Source organism: Flavobacterium frigidimaris, assembly GCF_002217275.1.
Classification (GTDB): Bacteria; Bacteroidota; Bacteroidia; order Flavobacteriales; family Flavobacteriaceae; genus Flavobacterium; species Flavobacterium aquidurense.
In genome coordinates, this window is the sequence record NZ_MUGV01000016.1 from 143,315 (window position 1) to 162,528 (window position 19,214).

The 19,214-nt window shown below is 34.0% G+C and carries 17 protein-coding genes and 2 tRNA genes; 8 read left to right on the plus strand and 11 right to left on the minus strand.

What is annotated here, in order from left to right; translation table 11 throughout:
- Window positions 1-55 precede the first annotated feature (55 nt).
- On the minus strand, window positions 56-1,336 hold the full coding sequence (gene aceA, locus B0A65_RS09670; protein WP_074659780.1) for an isocitrate lyase: 1,281 nt from the start codon (window positions 1,334-1,336) through the stop codon (window positions 56-58).
- A gap of 164 nt (window positions 1,337-1,500) precedes the next feature.
- The gene (gene aceB, locus B0A65_RS09675) at window positions 1,501-3,102 is read right to left on the minus strand and encodes a malate synthase A (RefSeq protein WP_074659779.1); all 1,602 of its coding nucleotides are present in this window, start codon (window positions 3,100-3,102) and stop codon (window positions 1,501-1,503) included.
- Between the two features lie 208 nt (window positions 3,103-3,310).
- On the opposite strand from aceB, the gene B0A65_RS09680 reads away from it, so the two are divergent.
- From B0A65_RS09680 to B0A65_RS09695, 4 genes are all read left to right on the plus strand, one after another.
- Entirely contained in the window at window positions 3,311-4,792 is a 1,482-nt protein-coding gene (locus tag B0A65_RS09680; protein ID WP_074659778.1) for a helix-turn-helix domain-containing protein, read from the plus strand.
- Window positions 4,793-4,797: 5 nt separating this feature from the next.
- Window positions 4,798-5,157 carry a hypothetical protein gene (locus tag B0A65_RS09685; protein WP_074659777.1) on the plus strand — a complete coding sequence of 120 codons (360 nt, stop codon included), beginning with the start codon at window positions 4,798-4,800 and terminating at the stop codon, window positions 5,155-5,157.
- Window positions 5,158-6,104: 947 nt separating this feature from the next.
- A complete protein-coding gene (locus tag B0A65_RS09690; RefSeq protein ID WP_074659776.1) occupies window positions 6,105-6,821 on the plus strand; it encodes a pirin family protein in 717 nt (238 codons plus the stop codon).
- A gap of 323 nt (window positions 6,822-7,144) precedes the next feature.
- Window positions 7,145-7,678: a YceI family protein gene (locus B0A65_RS09695; RefSeq protein ID WP_074659775.1), complete on the plus strand. Its 534-nt coding sequence runs from the start codon at window positions 7,145-7,147 to the stop codon at window positions 7,676-7,678.
- Between the two features lie 189 nt (window positions 7,679-7,867).
- Here the strand turns inward: B0A65_RS09695 and B0A65_RS09700 are convergent, their stop codons facing one another.
- On the minus strand, window positions 7,868-8,731 hold the full coding sequence (locus B0A65_RS09700) for a helix-turn-helix domain-containing protein (RefSeq protein WP_074659774.1): 864 nt from the start codon (window positions 8,729-8,731) through the stop codon (window positions 7,868-7,870).
- A gap of 169 nt (window positions 8,732-8,900) precedes the next feature.
- Between B0A65_RS09700 and B0A65_RS09705 the strand changes: the two genes are divergently transcribed.
- The gene (locus B0A65_RS09705) at window positions 8,901-9,257 is read left to right on the plus strand and encodes a DUF983 domain-containing protein (RefSeq protein ID WP_074659773.1); all 357 of its coding nucleotides are present in this window, start codon (window positions 8,901-8,903) and stop codon (window positions 9,255-9,257) included.
- Between the two features lie 73 nt (window positions 9,258-9,330).
- Complete coding sequence (fabD, locus tag B0A65_RS09710; RefSeq protein WP_074659772.1) at window positions 9,331-10,206, plus strand: ACP S-malonyltransferase; 876 nt, start codon at window positions 9,331-9,333, stop codon at window positions 10,204-10,206.
- A 398-nt stretch (window positions 10,207-10,604) separates the two neighbouring features.
- Here the strand turns inward: fabD and B0A65_RS09715 are convergent, their stop codons facing one another.
- The 4 genes from B0A65_RS09715 to B0A65_RS09730 all read right to left on the minus strand — a co-directional run bounded on the left by B0A65_RS09715 (window position 10,605) and on the right by B0A65_RS09730 (window position 13,539).
- Window positions 10,605-10,799 carry a hypothetical protein gene (locus B0A65_RS09715; RefSeq protein ID WP_074659771.1) on the minus strand — a complete coding sequence of 65 codons (195 nt, stop codon included), beginning with the start codon at window positions 10,797-10,799 and terminating at the stop codon, window positions 10,605-10,607.
- A gap of 132 nt (window positions 10,800-10,931) precedes the next feature.
- On the minus strand, window positions 10,932-11,945 hold the full coding sequence (gene galE, locus B0A65_RS09720; RefSeq protein WP_074659770.1) for a UDP-glucose 4-epimerase GalE: 1,014 nt from the start codon (window positions 11,943-11,945) through the stop codon (window positions 10,932-10,934).
- Between the two features lie 16 nt (window positions 11,946-11,961).
- The gene (locus B0A65_RS09725) at window positions 11,962-12,402 is read right to left on the minus strand and encodes a nuclear transport factor 2 family protein (RefSeq protein WP_074659769.1); all 441 of its coding nucleotides are present in this window, start codon (window positions 12,400-12,402) and stop codon (window positions 11,962-11,964) included.
- A 3-nt stretch (window positions 12,403-12,405) separates the two neighbouring features.
- The gene (locus B0A65_RS09730) at window positions 12,406-13,539 is read right to left on the minus strand and encodes a DegT/DnrJ/EryC1/StrS family aminotransferase (RefSeq protein WP_074659768.1); all 1,134 of its coding nucleotides are present in this window, start codon (window positions 13,537-13,539) and stop codon (window positions 12,406-12,408) included.
- Window positions 13,540-13,675: 136 nt separating this feature from the next.
- Between B0A65_RS09730 and B0A65_RS09735 the strand changes: the two genes are divergently transcribed.
- The gene (locus B0A65_RS09735) at window positions 13,676-14,908 is read left to right on the plus strand and encodes a 3-deoxy-D-manno-octulosonic acid transferase (RefSeq protein ID WP_074659767.1); all 1,233 of its coding nucleotides are present in this window, start codon (window positions 13,676-13,678) and stop codon (window positions 14,906-14,908) included.
- Window positions 14,909-15,257: 349 nt separating this feature from the next.
- Window positions 15,258-15,470, plus strand: a complete 213-nt coding sequence (locus B0A65_RS09740) for a PG1828 family lipoprotein (RefSeq protein WP_026985591.1) — start codon at window positions 15,258-15,260, stop codon at window positions 15,468-15,470.
- 205 nt (window positions 15,471-15,675) lie between these two features.
- Here the strand turns inward: B0A65_RS09740 and B0A65_RS09745 are convergent, their stop codons facing one another.
- From B0A65_RS09745 to mutS, 4 genes are all read right to left on the minus strand, one after another.
- A complete protein-coding gene (locus tag B0A65_RS09745; RefSeq protein WP_074659766.1) occupies window positions 15,676-16,050 on the minus strand; it encodes a DUF1508 domain-containing protein in 375 nt (124 codons plus the stop codon).
- Between the two features lie 171 nt (window positions 16,051-16,221).
- A tRNA-Leu gene (locus B0A65_RS09750) sits at window positions 16,222-16,307 on the minus strand.
- A gap of 14 nt (window positions 16,308-16,321) precedes the next feature.
- Window positions 16,322-16,394: transfer RNA gene (locus B0A65_RS09755), tRNA-Gly, on the minus strand.
- Window positions 16,395-16,544: 150 nt separating this feature from the next.
- Complete coding sequence (gene mutS, locus B0A65_RS09760; protein WP_074659988.1) at window positions 16,545-19,151, minus strand: DNA mismatch repair protein MutS; 2,607 nt, start codon at window positions 19,149-19,151, stop codon at window positions 16,545-16,547.
- Window positions 19,152-19,214 lie beyond the last annotated feature (63 nt).

Below are 19,214 nucleotides of genomic sequence, written 5' to 3' on the forward strand. Positions count from 1 at the left end.
ATTATTTTTTACAATCTTTAAGAGTGAAAATTCGTGAATTCGTGGCGGAAAAAAATTAAAATTGCTCAACCTCCGTAGAATGTTTCATCGCTGTAGTTGAAGACCTTCCTATTGTTACCGTATTTTGAACTGCGTCGAAATAAGAAGTCCCAACAAAAGCCTGATGTTTTACCGCTCTGAATCCATTTTTCTGTAGCGCAAATTCTCTCTCCTGCAATTCAGAATAGCCCGCCATACCGCGTTCTTTGTACGCTTTAGACAATTCGAACATACTTGTATTTAAAGCGTGGAAACCTGCCAAAGTGATGAACTGGAATTTATATCCCATAGCAGCCAAATCTTCTCTGAACGTTTCCATTTCAGCAACTGATAATTTTGCTGCCCAATTGAATGACGGAGAACAATTGTATGCCAACATTTTATCCGGAAATTCTTTTCGCATGGCATCCGCAAACTTTTTAGCATAAACCAAATCAGGATTACTGGTTTCCATCCAAATCAAATCAGCGTAAGGTGCATAACTCAAACCTCTTGCAATTCCCTGATCGATACCGCTGTTTACATAGAAAAAACCTTCGTTCGTTTTTTCACCCGTAATAAATTTATGATCTCGCGGATCAGCATCGCTGGTTAATAAATTAGCCGCATCGGCATCGGTTCTTGCAACAATTAAAGTCGAAACTCCCATAACATCTGCAGCCAAACGAGCTGCAATTAGTTTATTAATTGCTTCTTGAGTTGGTACCAAAACTTTTCCTCCCAAATGCCCGCATTTTTTAGCAGAACTCAATTGATCTTCAAAGTGAACTCCGGAAGCTCCGGCTTCAATCATTGACTTCATTAGTTCAAAAGCATTTAGGTTTCCCCCAAAACCAGCTTCGGCATCAGCCACAATCGGAACTAAATAATCTTTTTTATCTTCCACTTCATTTACTACCTGAATCTGATCAGCTCTCAATAAAGCACTATTAATTTTTTTTACCACCATTGGCACACTATTTACCGGATAAAGCGATTGATCCGGGTACATTTCTCCCGCCAAATTTGCATCGGCCGCCACCTGCCAGCCGCTCAAATAAATCGCTTCTAAACCAGCATCGACTTCCTGAATCGCCTGATTTCCTGTCAATGCGCCCAAACCAGCAACATAATCCTGACTTTTTAACTTTCTCCATAATTTTTGCGCTCCCATTTTTGCTATAGAATGCTCAATTTGATACGAACCCTGAAGTGTAACTACTTCTGAAGCCGTGTAAGGACGTTCAACACCTTTCCATCTTGGGTTCGTAATCCAATCGTTAATCAATTCCTGAATTCTGTCTTCTGTTGTTTTCATAAATAATATAGTTAAGTTGGTTAGTAAGTAAAGTTTGCAGTCTCAGTTTTCAGTTTGATCTGCGAATATTTTCTGTTTTCATTTTATCTGCTAAATCTGCGTGAAAAATTGTTAGCTCGCAGATTTGGCAGATTAAGCAGATTTTTTTATAATTAAACTGCTTATTATAAATATTTGTAACAAGGAATCGTCAAAAAGTCAACGAAATCAGTATTTACTACTAATCTTTCTAAAACTTTTTCTGCTAAAGGAAATTGACGTTTTTCGTAATTTTCCTCTCCTAATTCCGCTTTGATCTTTTTATATTCATCTAAAGCCAATTCGTGATAGTAAGCTAAGTCTAACTTTCGGTCATTATCCAAAGTGACTTTATTTTGAAGCCATTGCCACAATTGCGATCTCGAAATTTCAGCCGTTGCAGCATCTTCCATCAAATTATGCAATGCCGCGGCACCTTGTCCGTTCAGCCACGACGCCAAATACAAAACGCCTACGTTGATGTTTTTTCGAACGCCGTTTTCTGTTATGATTCCGATTGGCGGTTCAAGCAAATCTTCTTCGGTTATTTTGCGATGTTCTCTTTTAACATGAATTTGATTTGGAGTTGGCATTCCGGCATCAAATACTTTTTTCGCAAGCGAAACCAAATCCGGATGTGCTACCCAAGTTCCGTCGTGACCATTTCGAACTTCTCGTTCTTTATCGGTTTTTACTTTTGCGAAAGCAAGTGCATTGGCTTCTTCATTGTTTTTAATCGGAATTTGCGCTGCCATTCCGCCAATTGCATGAATCCCTCTTTTATGACATCTCTGAATTACCAAATTTGAATAGGCATTCATAAAAGGCGAAGTCATGTTTACCTGATCACGATCCGGAACGATGAACTTTGGATTTTTACCGAATTTCTTGATATAAGAGAAAATATAATCCCAACGCCCGCAATTCAAGCCAACGATATGTTCTTTCAATTCGTAAATAATTTCATCCAATTGAAAACTTGCCGTTATCGTTTCAATTAAAACTGTCACTTTTATAGTCCCTCTTTTCAATTTTAGATAATTCTCACTAAAATCGATTACAGTATTCCACCAACGTGCTTCCAGATAATGTTCTAATTTTGGAATATAGAAATACGGTCCTGAATTGTTTTCTAAAAGCTTTTTATGATTATGAAAAACATACAATCCAAAATCTACCAAAGAACCTGAAACTTCTTTTCCGTCAACTGAAAGATGTTTTTCAGGCAAATGCAATCCTCTTGGGCGAACGATTAGCGTTGCGATTTTTTCATTTAATTGATATGATTTGTTTTTAACCGAATCTGTATAAGAAATCGTTTTGTTTACAGCATCAATTAAGTTCATTTGTCCTTCCATCAAATTTTGCCAGGTTGGAGAAGTACTGTCTTCAAAATCGGCCATAAAAGTTCTGGCTCCCGAATTCAATGCATTGATAATCATTTTACGATCAACTGGTCCGGTAATTTCTACTCTTCGATCCAATAAATCTTTCGGAATTTCTCCAGCCACCCAATTACTTTCTCTGACGGTTTTGGTTTCTGAAGGAAAAGAAGGCATTATACCAAGATTCAAAGCGACTTGTTTTTGGTCACGCTGTAATAACAGCAATTTGCGTTGCGCTTCGAATTTTCGATGCAATTCTGTTATAAAAACAATTGCTTCTTCTGTCCAAATAGTTGGATAAGAAAGGTTCTTTTCGGCTAAAAATTCCATTGCCGTCTCGGTAATCTCTAATTGGTTTTTCATAGCTGTGGTTTTATTTTCTATTAGAATAAATCTTATCGATTACATCAACTTCAATTCCTTTTTAGAATATTTAAGTCATAACGATTTGATATCTAATAATTTCTATACCACAATATTAGAAAAAAGTTTTTTACAAAACAAGCGAACGTTCGCTAAATATTAAAAATAATTTTTTGGCGATTATTTTTTAAATAGTTATATTTGATTTATGGATATCGAAAAAGACTATATAAAGCTGATATTTGGGCTAAAACTGAAGCAAGTTCGAACTCAAAAAAACCTTTCCCTTTTTGGCTTAGCCAAATTGACAAATCTTTCAAAATCGTATTTAAACGAGATTGAAAAGGGAAAAAAATATCCAAAAACAGATAAAATTTTGCTTTTGTGTGAACATTTGGACGTGTCTTACGACCAAATGGTGTCTTTAAAACTCGACAACAACCTCGCTCCGATTGGCGAAATCTTAAAATCCGGAATTCTAAAAGAGATTCCTCTTGAGCTTTTTGGCATCCAGGAAGCCGATTTAATCGATATTATTGCCAATGCTCCAGCCAAAGTCAATGCCTTTATCAGTACGATTATCGAAATTGCCCAGCATTATAATTTAAGTCGAGAAAGCTTCTTCTTGGCTGCCTTGCGCTCGTATCAGGAAGCGCACAGTAATTATTTTGAAGATTTAGAAGAGAAGGTAATTGAATTTTCGAAATCTTTTCAGATCAATTTAGATTCAAAAATTACAATTGAAGAATTAGAAGCAATTCTTAAAGAAGAATACGATTATACAATCAAGGAAATCGCTTTTACAGATCAGGAAGCTTTGGGCGATTTGCGTTCGATTTATGTCCCGAAGAGCAAAACGCTATTACTTTCAGCAGAAATTGATGATCCGCAAAGAGCTTTTATTTTAGCTAAAGAAATTGCTTATAATTATCTTAAAATATCTGATCGCTTGCTGACTTTCAGCTGGATCAAATTTGACAATTTCGATCAGGTTTTGCATAATTTTTACGCTTCTTATTTTGCCGGAGCTTTATTATTACCGAGACAATTGGTTGTTGACAAAATCAATGACTTCTTAAACAATGAAAAACCAAATCCGGAAGAATTCGTGGCGCTAATAGAAAGTTTCGAAGTTTCCCCAGAATCTTTTTACCAAAGATTAACCAATTTATTACCGAAAGATTTTCATCTTAAAAATTTATTTTTCTTAAGAATGTCGCATAAGATTGGTTCCGATTTCTATCAAATTAAAAAAGAATTACACATTACCAATCAGCAAGAACCGCACGCCAACGAAACCAACGAGCATTATTGCAGAAGATGGGTTTCGGTAAAAACCATAGACGAAGCGATCAAACAAAACAAACCTCATTTTTTTGATGCTCAAATTTCGAGTTACGTTCATAGCGGAAATGAATATTTGGTTTTTTCATCGGCTACAAAAGATCCTTTTATGCAGGATACTATTCGAAGTATTTCGGTTGGAATTTTAATTAATCCGACCATGAAAAAGAAATTCAAATTCATCGAAGGAAAACCGCTTGTTAAAAGAATTGTAGGCGTAACGTGTGAAACCTGCGATGTAAAAGATTGCCTCGAAAGAGCGTCGCCTCCAATTGAATTGGAAAAGAAAAAACGCCATGACAATACGGATGCGGTTGTTCAGCAGTTTATTAATCAATATAGTTAGAAATCATGAAATATTTACTTCTAATAATAACCCTTCTTTCTGTTGGCTTCAACCAGAAAACAGAGAAACTTAATGGCCGTTATAATTATTTAATAGAAGACGACAATTCGTATGTCCAAAAAGACAAAATTACTTTTAACGATAGTACTTTTGCATTTGACAGCAAGTATATGCCCAAAGGAAAAATTTCTTATGGCAATGTAATTCTATTGGAAAACTTTATAAATACAGATTTAATTATAAGCATTTCAAAAGATCAAATCACAAAAGATACTATCCCATTTTATATGCATGATAAGCAAAGTACAGCTGCGAATTACCTTGATGAAGTCGTTGGAAAAGGGAAATTGATTCGGATTAAATAAAATAATACGAGTTTCTTTTAATCTCGCAATCCCGATAAGTATCGGGAGCAAAGTCGCAAAGTTTTATTTGACTTTGAATATAATTTTTTAAACACAATCTTGTCATCTCCACGAAGGAGAGATCACACAAGCAGCTCGACAAAGATTGTCGATTATAGGAACGGAATTACTAGTGTAATCCTTCGTTCCTCCAGGATGAAAAGATTGCAAAAAAACCTCTGTACCCTTGCACCTTTGCACCTTCTTTTAAAAATAAAATTTCTCATCTAGCCCCGATAGAACTGGAAATCCTTTTATGCTGGGGTTCAGCATAAAAGATTGGAAGGGATAGCGGGACTATACGTCTTTTGAAAAACTAATTTTCTGCTTCAGAAAAAACCTTACAAACGCCCAAACTAAGATCAAAGCTCCATCGGAGCGATATTTTTCTATTTTCCTATTATAAACATTTCGCTCCGCTGGAGCTTTGGTGAACCACTTCAATCATTTTCTATAAACATATAGTCCCGCTGGGACTTTCTTTATTTCTATCATGTTTTCGATCAAAACAAAAACCTTAGCAACTTAGTCCGAACCTCAGCATCTTTTCTTAATCTATATTAAACAGATTGCAGATTTTTGCTCAATATAGCTAAAGCTTCAGCGGAGCATCATATTTATAGCTAATCCACAAATTCAGTAATAAAAGCTCCAGCGGAGCGATATTTTTCTATTTTCCTATTATAAACATTTCGCTCCGCTGGAGCTTGATAATTCGGTTAAATTATTTTCTATAAACATATTGTCCCGCTGGGACTTTTTCCTTTTATTTCAATCAACAAAAAACCTTAACACCTTAGTTCCTTAGAACTTCAGAACCTTCAAAAATCTTTTCTTAATCTACATTAAGTGCTTTTCTTCCATGTTGATCGTAAATTTGTACTATAAAATAACAAAACACACAGATCATGGAAAATATAGTATTGCACAAAGCAGAAACAAGAGGAAATGCAAATCACGGATGGCTTAATGCTTACCATAGTTTTAGTTTTGCCAGCTGGTACAATCCTGATAGAATTCAGTTTGGTGCGCTTCGTGTTTTGAATGACGACACGATTGCAGGCGGAATGGGTTTTGGAACCCATCCTCACGATAACATGGAAATCATAAGTATTCCATTAGAAGGCGATTTAGCACACAAAGACAGTATGGGAAATACTGAAATCATCAAAAATGGCGATATTCAGGTAATGAGTGCCGGAACTGGGGTTCAACACAGTGAGTTTAACCCAAATGCAGATCAGCAAACAAAACTATTACAAATCTGGCTGTTTCCAAACAAAAGAAATGTGGCGCCTCGTTACCAACAAATTACTTTGGATGTTGCTGACAGACATAATAAATTAGCTCAAATTTTGTCTCCAAATGCAGATGACGAAGGTGTTTGGATTCATCAGGATGCCTGGTTTAATATGGGGAATTTTGATGCCGGAATTACGACTGAATATAAAATTAAAAAAGAAGGAAACGGAGTTTACGCTTTCATTTTAAAAGGAAACGTAACGATCAATGGTCAGGAATTAAACACTCGTGATGCTGTTGGAATTTCAGGAACTGATATTTTAACTATAAAAGCAAATACGGATGCAGAATTCTTATTGATGGACATCCCGATGAACTATTAATTCATAACACACAACTAATACTTTTTTTTCAAGAAACGGTAATCAATCTGAAATTCAGATTATTATCGTTTTTTTTTGTAATTTCAGTAAATAAATCCAACAGTTCTTAAAAGCACGCACTTAGTTTTTTGCCACAGATTAAAAGATTAAAATGATTTTTTAGTTTCGAATTAATAATCAGTGGAAATCTTGTAATCTGTGAAAAAAAGATATTCAAAAAATCATCACATTTTTATTTCTTAATCTAGGTTAAGTGCGTTACGGTTACTACCACCGTAACTTTGTCCTATCAAAATGAAATTAATTATTTAAAAATAAAAATTATGGCAACTACAAAATGGTCAATTGACCCAACACATTCAGAAATTGGTTTTAAAGTTAAACACATGATGTTTACAAATGTTTCAGGTAAATTTGGAACTTACGATGCAACAATTACTACAGAAGGAAATGATTTTGAAAACGCAGCAATCGAGTTTTCTGGCGATATCGCTTCTATCGATACTGCAAATGCAGACAGAGACGGTCACTTAAGAAGTGCTGATTTCTTTGATGCTGAAAACAATCCAAAATTAACTTTCAAAGGTTCTTCTTTCAAAAAAATTGATGACGGAGATTATGAATTAACTGGAGATTTAACTATCAAAGGTGTTTCTAAAACTGTAAAATTTCCAGTAGAATTTAGCGGAATTATGACTGATCCTTGGGGAAATACTAAAGTTGGTTTAAATATTGAAGGTAAAATTAATCGTAAAGATTGGGGATTAAACTGGAACTCAGCTCTTGAAACCGGTGGAGTTTTAGTAGGAGAAGAAGTTCGTTTGAACATTGAATTACAATTTGCAAAACAAGCTTAATCTTATAAAATAGGTTTTAATTTGGTTGGTTAAAAACCCTGTACTTTCTAGGAAGTGCAGGGTTTTTTCTTTTTGAATAAAGGAAAAATCGCCACGAATTCACGAATTATATTTTTCCAAACTTTGCGCAATGAAAATTCGTGAATTGCCTCACCTGTTCGCTATCGCTCGAGTCATGGCTAAAAAAAATTATCGCACAGTATTTCGAAATTCAGTTGGAGACATTCCGGTTTGTTTTTTGAAGAATCTGGAGAAATAAGAGTAATCTTCATAGCCGACTGCAAAAGCGACTTCGTTTATTGCTAATTGTTTGTCGATTAACATTCTTTTTATTTCCAGAATTACGCGATCCATGATGACTTCTGTGGCTGTTTTTTGCAGAATTTCATTGCAAATTCTATTCAAATGTTTTAGTGTAATATTTAATTTCTCTGCATAAAAAGAAGGTAATTTTTCTTGTTTGAAATATTGCTCCAAAAGCAATTCAAATTTATCAATTTTGATATTATAAGAATGCGCTTGATGCGAATAGGTTTCACTGTATTTTCTGGAAATCTCAATGTGAATACAATCTAATAAATTCAGCATTTTATCTAATTGCAATTTGTTATTCTGATTGTTTTCCTCAATCAGTAAATTAAAATAAGGCAGGATTTTCAATATTTCATTCTCTTCAAAAACCATTTCCGGGCGATTATGAATGGAATGGTAAAAATTATATTCGTTGATTTTTTTCTGACCGAAATATAAATTGTAAAGTTCCTGCGAAAAGATAATTACAAAACCTTCAATATCTTCAGACAAACTCCAATGATGCATTTGTCCTGGCTGCAAAACGAATAAACTTCCTCTTTTTATTTCGAATTGATCAAAATCAACTTCATGCAATCCCGAACCATTTGTAAAAAAAACCATTAAATACGAATCATGCCGATGCGGTTCTTTGACAAAACTGTGGCTTTTTAAATGTTCTGCAAAAGTATTCACATAAAAATCACGATAAACATCGTTACAACTAAAATTCTGAACACTATAAACAGGATACTTTTTCATACGCGATTAGATTGTAGATTTCAGATTTGGAATTTAGATTTGGAATTTAGATTTTTTTTATTGGAATTTTAAAACAAAATGTCTTTATTATGCTATAAGTAGCGAAGATATAAAAAAGACTTATAATAGATTCTAAAATACCTTTGTATAAATAAAAAATAATAAAATCATGTCAAGTGCATTAACTCATATTTTAAGCAACGAATGTCCTGTTTGTCATAAAGGAAAAGTATTTACAGACAAGAACATCTTCCTGAATTTTGGTTTACCAAAAATGAACGAATATTGCAGTCATTGTAATTACAAATTTCAAAAAGAACCGGGGTATTTTTTTGGAGCCATGTATGTAAACTACGGATTAACAGTTGCACAGGGAATCGCAACGTATTGCATTGCTCAGTTTTTCTTTGAAAAAAATTTCGACTTAAGAATTATCCCAATTATCGCGCTCGCCATAATTTTACTCACTTCTTTCAATCTTCGCTTTTCAAGATTAGTGTGGATTTATATGTTTAAGGATATATAAAATAAAAAAATGCTATTTTTGCCGTCTAATTGAAACTAATTTTCAATATAAAAATCAAATTTAAATTAGACAAATGAAAGCATACGTATTTCCGGGTCAGGGCGCGCAGTTTACAGGAATGGGCAAAGACTTATATGAATCATCGGCTTTAGCCAAAGAACTATTCGAAAAAGCTAATGAAATTTTAGGTTTTAGAATTACAGATATTATGTTTGAAGGCACTGCCGAAGAACTAAAAGAAACTAAAGTAACGCAACCAGCAGTATTTTTACATTCTGTTATTTTAGCTAAAACTTTAGGAGAAGATTTCAAACCAGAGATGGTTGCGGGACACTCTTTAGGTGAATTTTCAGCTTTGGTTGCCAACGGAACTTTATCTTTTGAAGATGGTTTGAAATTAGTTTCACAACGTGCTTTAGCAATGCAAAAAGCTTGCGAAATTACGCCATCAACAATGGCTGCTGTTTTAGGATTGGCTGATAATATCGTAGAAGAAGTTTGTGCTTCTATTGACGGAATTGTTGTTGCTGCAAATTACAACTGTCCTGGACAATTAGTAATTTCAGGAGAAACTACAGCAGTTGAAAAAGCTTGCGAAGCAATGAAAGCTGCGGGAGCAAAACGGGCGCTGATTTTACCTGTTGGAGGAGCATTTCACTCCCCAATGATGGAACCGGCAAGAGAAGAATTAGCAGCTGCAATTGAAGCTACAACTTTCTCTACTCCTATTTGCCCGGTTTATCAAAACGTTACTGCAAGCGCAGTTTCTGATGCAAACGAAATCAAAAAGAACTTAATTATACAATTGACTGCTCCAGTGAAATGGACACAATCAGTTCAGCAAATGATCGCTGACGGCGCTACTTTATTTACTGAAGTTGGACCGGGAAAAGTATTGGCTGGTTTGATTAATAAAATTGATAAGGAAGCGGTTACGGCTAATGCTTAATTAGTTTTCAGTCGCAGTCGCAGTTTTCAGTTACTGATTATATAAATAAAAATCCTCATGAACCATTCGCTCATGAGGATTTTCTATTTTAAAGTTCCTTTGCTTCAATACAGTAATTATTTATAATACCAGTGATCAAATAATTTTGATTTCTTTTTTCAAAGAAGATATACCAAGTTGTTCTGGCATTAGTTTTATAAAAAATATAATTTGAACCTAAATATTGGAGAGATTTTGGCGTTTTCTTTTGAGGAGATTTTTTAATTCTTTCAGGAACTGCATCATAAATATTAGAAACATATTCTTCCGCAGATTCAATAAAGCCAAAATATTCTTTTTTATATAATTCGATTGCTAAATCGTCAAGATACTGAATTACTGGAGGCGTAAAATAACTTCTATTTTCCCCACCATTCTCTAATTCTTCTTTTCGCTTCAGCTTTTGCTTCCTCCGGAGTCAATCCTTTTGCAAACTCCGCATCAAAATCAAAAGTCTCTCGATCTATTCCTTTAAATTTAGGTTTCTGAACTTCATATTCAACTCTAGGCTCTTCAACCTTATCATTCTTTTCATTTTCTTTTTCCGAATCCATTATTCCTACATTTTAATCTTACAAATTTACAAAATAAATCAAATCAAAATAAAAATCCCAAACGAATATTCATTTGGGATTTTTATTTATATAACCAGTAACTGAAAACTGCGACTGCGACTGAATACTAAACTAAGAACGAACTTTCTGTTCCCACTTCCAGGCGCTTGCCATTGCTTCGTCTAAACTCAATTCAGCTTTCCAGCCTAAAACATTATTTGCTTTATCTGTATTCGCATAGGCTTCAGTAATATCACCTTCTCTACGTGGTTTAATAATGTAAGGCAGTTTTTTATCGCTTACTTTTTCAAAACTATTAATCACTTCAAGAACTGAACTTCCAGTTCCGGTTCCTAAATTAAAGGTTTCTACTTTTTGTAAATTCTTTTTATTGAACAAACGCTGTAATGCAATTACGTGTGCTTTTGCCAAATCTACTACGTGAATATAATCACGAACTGCAGTTCCATCAGGAGTTGGATAATCATCTCCAAAAACAGATAATTCTTTACGTAATCCTACACCCGTTTGGGTAATAAAAGGCACTAAGTTTTGAGGAACACCTAGTGGTAATTCTCCAATTTGATTGGATGAATGCGCTCCAACCGGATTGAAATAACGCAATAAAATTGCGTTTATATTAGTTACTTTCGTAGTGTCTGTTATAATTTCTTCTCCAATTTGTTTTGTATTTCCGTAAGGAGACATTGCTGCCTGTACAGGAGCATCTTCTGTAATTGGCATTTTTTCGGCCTGCCCGTAAACTGTACAAGACGAACTGAAAATAAAACTTGCTTCCGGTTTTTGCTGTAATTCCTGTAAAAGGTAAACCAAAGTACTGATGTTGTTTTCGTAATACAACAAAGGATTTTCAACGCTTTCTCCAACCGCTTTTGAAGCTGCAAAATGAATTACTCCTGTAACATCGCTATGTTTTTTAAAGAAATCCTGAACTGACGCTTTTTCTCTTAAATCTAACTTTTCGAATAAAGGTGTTTTTCCTGTAATGTTTGTAATTCCTTTTAAAACATCTTCTGAAGAATTCGAAAGATTATCAATTATCACAACTTCAAAGCCTTCATTTTGCAATTCGACTACGGTGTGAGAACCAATAAATCCTAATCCTCCTGTTACTAATACTTTCATTTTTTTGGTTGTTTTTTTATGTAGTTAATTTATAAGCCTGCCTTGCAATTAGAATCCAGTTATTCTTTTGTTTTTGCCAAACAAGCATTATTCCGATTTTAATATCTTTATCAACACCACCATCTTTGGTATGTGCTGCCAAAACATGCCTCACGATCGCAACATCATTTTGAATTGTTATGGTTTGATCCTGAAATTCAATAGTTACAAAATCTGATTTTCCGCTAACTATTCCATCGACAAATTCTGCCTGATTTTGCACAACGCCACTAGAATGAACATACGTTAACTTTTCAGAAGTCAGTGATTTCAATTTACCTCCATCAGCATCAATCATTGCCTTACGCAAAATTTCAACCTGATTATTAACAGCTGTTTCTTCTTTAGTATTTGATTTTTGGGCAAAACCCGAAAACTGAACAAGAACTATCAAAATTAAAACACTTAACTTCTTCATTATTTATTTGTTTAAAAATTCTAAAACAGAATCTGTAATAAATTTAATTTGCTCATCATCCAATTCAGTATGCATTGGTAAAGCGATAACTTCTTTCACTAACTGATTAGTTACCGGAAATTGCTCTTCTTTATAACGGGTATCAACATAAGCTTTCTGTGAATGCAAGGGAATTGGGTAGTAAATTGCACACGGAATAGCTTTATCTAATAAATGTTGCATCAAAGCATTTCTGTCTGCATCAACAATTCTCAATACATATTGATGAAAAACGTGGTCATTTTCGTTTGCATCAAATTCTGGTGTAATAATGTGTGCGTTCCCTGCAAAAGCTGCATTGTATTTTGAAGCTGCCAAACGACGCGCTGCATTATATTCATCCAAAAGTGGTAATTTTGCATTTAAAACTCCTGCCTGAATACTATCTAAACGAGAATTTACACCTACAACATCATGATGGTAACGCTCATACATTCCGTGATTTACAATTCCGCGGATAATGTGTGCCAATTTATCATCATTTGTAAAAATTGCTCCACCATCTCCATAACACCCTAAGTTTTTAGAAGGGAAAAATGACGTTGCCGCAACGTGACCAATTATACCTACTTTACTTTTGGTACCAGATTTAGAAATATAATCTGCTCCAATTGCCTGTGCATTATCTTCAATTACATATAAATTATGTTCGGCAGCTATTTCCATAATCGCATCCATATTAGCGGCACGGCCAAATAAATGTACGGGAACAATTGCTTTTGTTTTTGGTGTGATTGCTTTTTTAATTGCCTCGATATCAATGTTCATATTCGTCATATCGACATCAACCAAAACTGGTGTCAATTGCAATAAAGCAATAACCTCAACTGTAGCAGCAAAAGTAAAATCGGCAGTAATTACCTCATCGCCTGGTTTTAAATCCAGACCCATCATGGCAATTTGCAAAGCATCAGTACCATTTGCACATGGAATTACGTGTTTTACTCCTAGATAATCTTCAAGATTTTTTTGAAATTGATGAACCAATGGTCCGTTTATATATGTATTGGTATCTAAAACTTCTTGAATTGAAGCATCAACGGTAGTTTTTATTTTCTCGTATTGACTCTTTAAGTCAACCATTTGAATTTTTTTCATTTGTCTTTATTTATTTAAAACTTTGAGATTAGATTTCAAAACCAATCTCGAAAACGAAGAACAAAAATAGTTATTTAATAGCTTTGGGCAATGAAAATAATTGAAAGAAGCGTAATTTAGCCCCAAAATTACATATATGCTTTTTCTATACAATTTAGTTGTTTCTATTGCGGGGTTTTTTCTGAAAATTATAGCACTTTTTAGTCCGAAAATCAAGCTTTTTATTGAAGGAAGAAAAAATGTTTTTGCTATTTTAGAAGAAAAAATAAAACCAACAGACAAGACCATTTGGTTTCATTCTGCTTCACTTGGCGAATACGAACAAGGCCTGCCTGTCATCGAAAAAATAAAAGAAAAATATCCTTCGCATAAAATTATTGTTACTTTTTTCTCTCCATCAGGTTACGAAGTCCGCAAAAACAATACTGTTGCCGACGTCACAATATATTTGCCTTTAGATACTAAAAGTAACGCGAAAAAATTCATGAGATTAGCACATCCGGAATTGGCCTTTTTTATAAAATATGAATTCTGGCTTAATTATCTAAAAGAGCTGGAAACAAATAAAATTCCAACTTATTTAATTTCTGGTATTTTCAGAGACAATCAGATGTTTTTTAAGTGGTACGGTGGTTTTTACAGAAAAGCACTAAAAGCCTTCACTTATTTCTTTTTACAGAATCAAAAATCAAAAGAAAAAATAGAAGCTATCGGATTTAAAAATGCAATTGTTTCCGGTGATACCCGTTTTGATCGCGTTGCAGCAATTTTAGAAAGAGACAATACCGTTGATTTTATTGAACAATTCAAGAACAACACTCCAACTATTGTAATTGGAAGCTCGTGGCCAAAAGATGAAGCTCTATTGGCAGAATATATCAATCAATCATCTTCTACTGTAAAATTCATTATTGCACCACATAATATAAAGCAAGACCAAATTTTAAGCTTAAAATCACAAATTACAAAATCAACAGTCTTATTTTCTGAAAAAGACAATATTACTGACTTATCAAATTATAATGTCTTTATTATAGACACTGTAGGCCTATTGACTAAAATATACAGTTACGGAACTATAGCCTATGTTGGCGGAGGGTTTGGAAATCCGGGAATTCACAACATCCTTGAGCCAGCAACCTTTGGTATTCCAATTGTGATTGGCCCAAATTATTCGAATTTTGCAGAAGCAGTTGAACTGGTTAAAATCGGAGGATGTATTGTAATTTCAAATGATACAGAATTGAAACAAAGCTTTGACCGTTTACTTTTAGATGAAAATTACCTGAAAGAAAAAAGCCAGATCTGCAAGTCATACATTCAGGACAATAAAGGCGCCACAGAAAGCATAATGAAAATCGTTTTGTAAGAGCTTAAAAGCATCAAAAACAAATTCATATAGCGCACTTAGGATAAAAATCGCTTAAATCGCATTATTTTATCCTTAGCAGCTTACGCAATAATCAACCAAAAGCAAAATAAAGTGCAAATAAGAGAATCAAAACAGCCAATTCTCTTATAGAATATTCAACAAAAAATAATTTAGACAAAAAAATCAATAATATAACATTTTTTTAGTATTTTGGCATATTATTTGATAAATAAGATAATCGTGAGCAAGGAAAATATTTTAAAAAAAAAGTGAAAAAATATTTTACATATTAAAAAATTTATATCTTTGCCACGAATTAATAATTAACCTTTTATAATAAAGTAAGATGAAAAAAGTATTTTTAAGTTTAGCTGTTGTTGCTGTTTTAACTGTTGTTTCTTGTAAAAAAGCTGATGCTGCTGCTGAGCCAGCTGTAGATTCTACTGCTGTTGCTGTTGATTCTGCTGCTGCTGTAGTTGATTCTGCTGCTGCAACTGTTGATTCTGCTGCTGCTAAAGTTGACTCTGCTGCTGCTAAAGTAGAAGAAGTAAAAAAATAATTAGAACCTAAGTTCTAAAAATTTTAAAACCATCCTTGAGATGGTTTTTTTTTGCTCAAAATTGAAAAAATTCCAAAATAAAAAATTCCAAATTCCAATCATACACATTGTATTACGGAATTTGGAATTTTTATTTATTATTTCACACAAAACAATCGACTACAGGCTATTGGAATTTGGAATTTAAATATTGGAATTTCTTTTATCACTCCATTTCATCTTCAACCACTTCTTCATCTTCAAAAATTAAATCATTTGATGAAAAATCCAATATCTCTGATTTTGAAGCATAGTTCACAATTTCTTTTATTCCCTTTTGCAGAAGCAATTCTGTCGTGTATTTTCGACTTGTAGCAAAATGCAACTCACCCAACATCAATTTAAAAAAATACTTTCCCCCAGAACCTTTAAACTTCAAAAACTTAGCCTGATCAATATTTACTTTAAATTTCTCAATATCTTCCTCACATTCAAATTTCAGTTCATAACTCAAACTAGTAAAAATCACTTTCCCTTTCCTGGAAGTAAACACAAATTTATATTCATCATTAAATCGCCTACTAATTACGAAAGCACCCATTTATAATTTTAGATTTTAGATTGTTGATTTTGGATTCTTAGATTCTTAGATTCTTAGATTCTTAGATTCTTAGATTCTTAGATTCTTTAAAATAAATTTACTTCGCAAAATTTATTTTCAGTACTTGAATTTATACAATAAAAAAAGCCTCTTCAAAAGAAGAGGCTTTAGTACTCAGAGCGGGACTTGAACCCGCACGAACATTGCTGTTCACTGGATTTTAAGTCCAGCGTGTCTACCAATTTCACCATCCGAGCATTATATGGTTTTGAGCGAAAAACGGGGCTCGAACCCGCGACCTCGACCTTGGCAAGGTCGCGCTCTACCAACTGAGCTATTTTCGCCTTTCAAATTCTTGTAAGAACTACAATACTTGATTTGTTCTGTATTGCGAGTGCAAATTTAGGACATTTATTCAATTATACAAGCCTTTTTTGAAAAAAAATAATACTTATTTTATAACCTTCTGATAACCTAAACTTTAAATCTGAAAATTATTTCTTAACGATCATCCTTTTAATCTCATTCAGTTTCATCAGGGCTTCAACCGGTGTGATCGAGTTTATATCAAGACTTAAGATCTCTTCTTTTATCTCCTCTAACAAAGGATCATCCAAATTAAAGAAGCTCATTTGCATTTCATCATTAGCCGATTTGATTCCGTTTAAAGCATCGCTTGAATGGTTTTTTTCTAGTTTCTTTAAAAGTTTTTGTGCTTTCAAAATTACAGTTTGAGGCATTCCGGCCATTTTAGCCACGTGAATTCCGAAACTGTGCGCACTTCCTCCTTTTACCAATTTACGAACAAAAAGAACGGTATCTTTTAATTCTTTTACAGCGACATTATAATTCTGAATTCTTGGAAGCGATTCTGTCATTTCATTCAACTCATGATAATGCGTTGCAAACAATGTTTTCGCTCTTCCCGGATGTTCGTGCAAAAACTCTGCAATAGCCCAGGCAATCGAGATTCCGTCATACGTACTCGTACCTCTTCCGATTTCATCCAATAAAACTAAACTTCTGTCTGAGATATTATTCAAAATAGAAGCCGTTTCGTTCATCTCTACCATGAAAGTAGATTCTCCCATCGAAATATTATCAGAAGCTCCTACTCTTGTAAAAATTTTATCTACAATCCCCATTCGAACACTGTCTGCAGGAACAAAACTTCCCATTTGAGCCAACAATACTATTAAGGCCGTTTGTCTCAAAATAGCAGACTTACCAGACATGTTAGGCCCCGTAATCATAATTAATTGCTGAGTCTCTCTGTCCAGATAAACATCATTGGCTATATAAGGAGTTCCAACTGGCAATTGTTTTTCAATTACCGGGTGTCTTCCGTTTTTGATATCTAATTCAAAAGTTTCGTCAATTTCCGGACATACGTATTTATTCTCAACTGCTAATTGTGTAAACGAACACAAACAATCTAATTGTGCCACCAAATTAGCATTCATCTGAACCGGCTTAATATAAGTCGCAATCCAGGCTACTAGCTGCTCAAAAAGATCGGTTTCAATTTTATGAATTCTTTCTTCGGCTCCTAAAATTTTGGTTTCGTACTCTTTTAATTCTTCGGTAATATAACGCTCTGCGTTTACTAAAGTCTGCTTACGAATCCATTCTGTTGGAACTTTATCTTTGTGTGTATTTCGAACTTCAATATAATATCCAAAAACGTTGTTGAAAGATATTTTTAAAGACGAAATTCCGGTTCGTTCTGATTCTCTTTTTTCAATTCCTTCTAAATATTCTTTTCCAGAAGTTGAGATCGCACGCAATTCATCTAATTCCTCACTAATTCCTTTTGCTATCGCATTTCCTTTTGCAATGGCAACCGGTGCATCCTGATTTAAAGTTACTTTGATTTTCTCTCTTAATAAATCGCAGGCATGCAAACTGTCTCCAATTACTTTTACCGCTTCCTGTGGACTTTGCAATGCTAAAGTTTTAATTGGAATAATAGCATCAAGCGATTCTTTCAAATAAACAATTTCACGCGGTGAAACTTTCCCGGCTGCGATTTTAGAAATCAAACGTTCTAAATCTGAAATTTGTTTAATCTGATATTGAATATTATGTAAAACCTCCGGATTCGATTTCAAATAAGAAACTACATCATGACGACCTTTTATTTTATTACTGTCTTTTAGCGGTAAAGCCAGCCAACGTTTTAACAAACGCCCACCCATTGGCGAAAGTGTTCTGTCAATTACATCTAAAAGTGTAACAGCATTTGGGTTATAACTGTGGTATAATTCTAAATTTCTAATCGTAAAACGATCCATCCACACATACGCATCTTCTGCAATACGCTGAATCGCCGTGATATGCTGCACACGATTGTGTTGTGTTTCTGATAAATAATACAAAATCGCTCCGGAAGCAATAATTCCTTCTTTTAATTCTTCAACCCCAAAACCTTTTAAGGAAACGGTTTCAAAATGCTTTGTCAATGTTTCTAAAGCATAATCTTCTTTGTAAATCCAGTCTTCCAAGTAAAAACTATGAAAATCTTCTCCAAAGGCAGCTTTAAAATCGCCTTTATTATTCTTCGGAACTAAAACTTCACTCGGATTAAAATTCTGCAAAAGTTTATCAATATATTCTGCATTTCCCTGAGCTGTTAGAAATTCTCCTGTAGAAACATCCAAAAAGGAAATTCCGATATTTTTATTCGCAAAATAAACTGATGCTAAAAAGTTATTTGATTTAGATTGTAAAACCTCATCGTTTAAAGAAACTCCCGGAGTTACCAATTCAGTAACACCACGTTTCACGATAGTTTTGGTCATTTTTGGATCTTCAAGCTGATCGCAAATGGCAACACGAAGTCCGGCTTTGACTAATTTTGGCAAATACGTATTAATAGAATGATGCGGAAAACCGGCCAAAGCTGTTTCAGTTTCAGAACCCGCACCTCTTTTAGTTAATGTTATTCCAAGAATTTTAGAAGCTCTAATGGCGTCTTCTCCAAAGGTTTCGTAAAAATCACCTACTCTGAAAAGCAGACAGGCATCAGGATATTTTCTCTTGATTTCGTTGTACTGTTTCATTAAGGGTGTTTCTTTCACCACTTTTTCTTTCGCTGCCAAATTGTAATGTTTTAGATGAAAATTTATGACAGCGAATTTATAATATTTTAGCGGCATATAGAA

Coding starts and splice junctions, on each gene's coding strand:
- aceA (WP_074659780.1), bottom strand. CDS start 1,336: ATGAAAACAACAGAAGACAGAATTCAGGAATTGATTAACGATTGGATT.
- aceB (WP_074659779.1), bottom strand. CDS start 3,102: ATGAAAAACCAATTAGAGATTACCGAGACGGCAATGGAATTTTTAGCC.
- B0A65_RS09680 (WP_074659778.1), top strand. CDS start 3,311: ATGGATATCGAAAAAGACTATATAAAGCTGATATTTGGGCTAAAACTG.
- B0A65_RS09685 (WP_074659777.1), top strand. CDS start 4,798: ATGAAATATTTACTTCTAATAATAACCCTTCTTTCTGTTGGCTTCAAC.
- B0A65_RS09690 (WP_074659776.1), top strand. CDS start 6,105: ATGGAAAATATAGTATTGCACAAAGCAGAAACAAGAGGAAATGCAAAT.
- B0A65_RS09695 (WP_074659775.1), top strand. CDS start 7,145: ATGGCAACTACAAAATGGTCAATTGACCCAACACATTCAGAAATTGGT.
- B0A65_RS09700 (WP_074659774.1), bottom strand. CDS start 8,731: ATGAAAAAGTATCCTGTTTATAGTGTTCAGAATTTTAGTTGTAACGAT.
- B0A65_RS09705 (WP_074659773.1), top strand. CDS start 8,901: ATGTCAAGTGCATTAACTCATATTTTAAGCAACGAATGTCCTGTTTGT.
- fabD (WP_074659772.1), top strand. CDS start 9,331: ATGAAAGCATACGTATTTCCGGGTCAGGGCGCGCAGTTTACAGGAATG.
- B0A65_RS09715 (WP_074659771.1), bottom strand. CDS start 10,799: ATGGATTCGGAAAAAGAAAATGAAAAGAATGATAAGGTTGAAGAGCCT.
- galE (WP_074659770.1), bottom strand. CDS start 11,945: ATGAAAGTATTAGTAACAGGAGGATTAGGATTTATTGGTTCTCACACC.
- B0A65_RS09725 (WP_074659769.1), bottom strand. CDS start 12,402: ATGAAGAAGTTAAGTGTTTTAATTTTGATAGTTCTTGTTCAGTTTTCG.
- B0A65_RS09730 (WP_074659768.1), bottom strand. CDS start 13,539: ATGAAAAAAATTCAAATGGTTGACTTAAAGAGTCAATACGAGAAAATA.
- B0A65_RS09735 (WP_074659767.1), top strand. CDS start 13,676: ATGCTTTTTCTATACAATTTAGTTGTTTCTATTGCGGGGTTTTTTCTG.
- B0A65_RS09740 (WP_026985591.1), top strand. CDS start 15,258: ATGAAAAAAGTATTTTTAAGTTTAGCTGTTGTTGCTGTTTTAACTGTT.
- B0A65_RS09745 (WP_074659766.1), bottom strand. CDS start 16,050: ATGGGTGCTTTCGTAATTAGTAGGCGATTTAATGATGAATATAAATTT.